This window comes from Burkholderia sp. CpTa8-5 (assembly GCF_017815045.1).
Classification (GTDB): domain Bacteria; phylum Pseudomonadota; class Gammaproteobacteria; order Burkholderiales; family Burkholderiaceae; genus Burkholderia; species Burkholderia sola.
Genome location: NZ_JAGIQD010000091.1, coordinates 1 through 338, shown reverse-complemented (window position 1 = coordinate 338; position 338 = coordinate 1). Strand labels below are relative to the sequence as shown.

The window sequence follows — 338 nt, the reverse complement described above, 5'->3', positions numbered from 1 at the left end:
ATTCGAACCCCTGTACTCACCGTGAAAGGGTGATGTCCTAGGCCTCTAGACGAAGGGGACAACGTACTGCTTACATCCTTAACGAGAAAGCCCGTTCAAAAAAACGCTTTTTGAACGGGCTTCGTTCTGGCGGAGCGGACGGGGCTCGAACCCGCGACCCCCGGCGTGACAGGCCGGTATTCTAACCAACTGAACTACCGCTCCAGCTTTTCTGCACCACCGCCTGCAGGATCTCGTCACGTTCCTGCACGCGTTGCGACACTTCCATGAAACGCCGCTGAATCTGGCGTCCCCTAGGGGATTCGAACCCCTGTACTCACCGTGAAAGGGTGATGTCC

The 338-nt window shown here is 56.8% G+C and carries 1 tRNA gene; it reads right to left on the bottom strand.

Annotated features, from left to right (window positions below):
- Positions 1-127 precede the first annotated feature (127 nt).
- Positions 128-204 (bottom strand) — tRNA-Asp (locus tag J8I35_RS34460).
- Between the last annotated feature and the right edge of the window lie 134 nt (positions 205-338).